We start from the raw sequence: 2,325 nt of genomic DNA, 5'->3' as shown, positions 1-2,325 counted from the left end.
GCCTGAGCTGCTTTCTTGTAATCAATTTCTAAGTTGTCCATAATATAAAAACTGTGTTAAACTACTTTTATTGTAGCTTGACACAGTTTAGTTTACACTCTCGCGGAGAAAGACTTCTTCATTTCCCGCTGCCTAGACACTGTTATCACTAAACTCAGAAAGGTCTTGAAATCAGACTCTCTCGTTAGCATCGAGACTATCCGTGGTGTCGGTTTTAAGTTGGTTGAGAGTTGCTAGCTCTTCATCCCCCCCCCAGCCCGTCCGAGAACGGCTGTTTGGGGTGTATCATAGAGGGCAGAACCGCTATCACGACTCCACCTAAGCCCCTCTAAGGGCATATCTTTTTTCATCTTAAAATTTTAGTTTATGTTAAACAATTCGTCATAAGGGCTTAAAAAGACCGATATGAACACTAATAGAGCGTGTTTTTCGATGGTATATGATTCCCTACAGGTCATTATCCAAGAGAAGCAATCAAAGCAGGTACACCTTTGAGAGATATGGCACGACGAAGGTTATAAGATAGGCAAAAGAGGCCCATCTCAGCAGTTACTTTCAGTTTGCCTTTCAGTAAAAAGTAGTATTGCCCAAGTGCTCGCTTCATGGTTCCGAAAGGATGCTCGGAGAGGCATTTGCGATTGTCCATCTTGTTCTGATCTAGATGTAAAACGTAACGGACAACCTTCTTCACGACCTTCATTCTTGGAGTTTTTGGCTTGTCCTTATTCTCTTCTTTGAGTTGCTTGCGTTTTGCTTCGGTTGCCTTTATCAAGGTGTCTTTGTTGAAGTCTGCCTCCTTGAACTTCTGGATGGTACACTTGCACTTGCATTTTTTACATGCAAGCTTGTTGCAGTAGCGGATCATACCATTTCTTTTGATAGACTTTTGCCTCAGGATTTCTCCTTGCGGACAATAGACAAGATTGCGTTCGGCATCCCTCACGAAGTATCCTTCAAGAGCCTTGGCACGCATCTGCTCGGGAGTCATCTTCAGTACAGCAGACTCTGCTACATCAGAAGTGTACTCCTTGACCTCTACAATCTGTGCATCGGTTAAAAAATCCTTGTAGGCTTCCGGTATGACTGCAGCTTCAAGACATGCCTTCAAATCTTCTGGATTAGTACTTGACTTTTGTTCGTCAGTTATGTTAGCTTCGTTATAGTCAAACTGAACCTGCTCCGCGCAGCTGCCATCACGTTGGATAACATTTGGTACGATACCATTAGCCAATGCATCTGCATGATCCTCGGGACACTCGTACCCCTTGTCTGCAGTTGATTCAAGAACGTCAACACCATAATCGGCTTTCACCTCAGATGCTACGCTTGTAAGCTGACCATGGTCTGTTGGACTGTTGGTTACCAGGAAGCCTGCTATCATATGGCTCTCCGCATCAACTGCAGTTTGCACATTATAACCGACACAAAAGCCTTCGTTGGCTTTCATTAGTCGGGAATCAGGATCGGTTAAGGAAATCTGGCTTTCACCACTTTTCTCAAGTGTATCACGGTATCCTTCATAACGATCCTTGCGTTCCTTGCAAACATCAAGCTTACGTTGCAACTCATCTTTAGAGAGCTTGCGTCCTTCCTCATGATCGTATGCTTCAAGTTCTTCCATATAGATTGAAATATGTTCATCAAGACGCTTGATTCGGTCATCGAGTTTGCTTAGAGTAAGGTTGTTGTCTTTAGCATTTACAGCCTTAAACTTGCTTCCATCAATAGAGATGTACGACTTGGAAAAGAGCTTCAGTCCCATACAAAACTTGTTGAACTCTTTAAAAACTTTAGTAATAGCCTTCTTGTTGTCCTTGCGGAAATCGGAGATTGTACGAAAGTCAGGAGTCAGCTTGTTGAGCAGCCACATTACCTCTACGTTACACTTGCACTCACGAGCAAGTTTGCGAGAGGAACGTACCTGATAGAAGTAACCATAAATATAGAGTTTGAGGAGATCGCGAGGATCATATCCAGGAGTACCAGTCTCTGCAGGAGTACTGCGGACGAATCCCAGTTCATTCATTTTGAGATTATCGACAAAAGCATCGAACAAGCGAACAGGGGCGTCAGCCTCTACATACTCGTCAATGCAATCAGGGAAAAGAACCCTCTGTCGTCTATCTTGTCCTTTTTTATATGCCATATCTTTCTTGTTTTTTACTACAAAGATACATAAAATATTTGAGAATCAAGAAGATACGAGGTTAATTAACTATAAAGAGCAAAAGAAAAATGCTCAATTCAGTTGTTTGCTTCCCTAATTAAATTTTCGGACAGCCTCCCCCGAATTTTGCTGCTATCGATTTTTTTTTCTACCTTTGT

The 2,325-nt window shown here is 42.5% G+C and carries 1 protein-coding gene; it reads right to left on the bottom strand.

The genetic code is table 11. From position 1 onward, the window contains the following. Positions 1-457: 457 nt before the first annotated feature. Positions 458-2,146 carry a transposase gene (locus tag GH664_RS23965; protein ID WP_153170279.1) on the bottom strand — a complete coding sequence of 563 codons (1,689 nt, stop codon included), beginning with the start codon at positions 2,144-2,146 and terminating at the stop codon, positions 458-460. Positions 2,147-2,325 lie beyond the last annotated feature (179 nt).

Origin of the sequence: Thauera sp. 2A1, from assembly GCF_009469595.2 — a bacterium.
Classification (GTDB): domain Bacteria; phylum Pseudomonadota; class Gammaproteobacteria; order Burkholderiales; family Rhodocyclaceae; genus Thauera.
Note: the sequence above shows the minus strand (reverse complement) of the source record. Positions and strands in the feature narration are given on the sequence as shown.

What these genes read in the sequence shown, in the direction of transcription:
- GH664_RS23965 (WP_153170279.1), bottom strand. Translation starts at nt 2,146, where the DNA reads ATGGCATATAAAAAAGGACAAGATAGACGACAGAGGGTTCTTTTCCCT.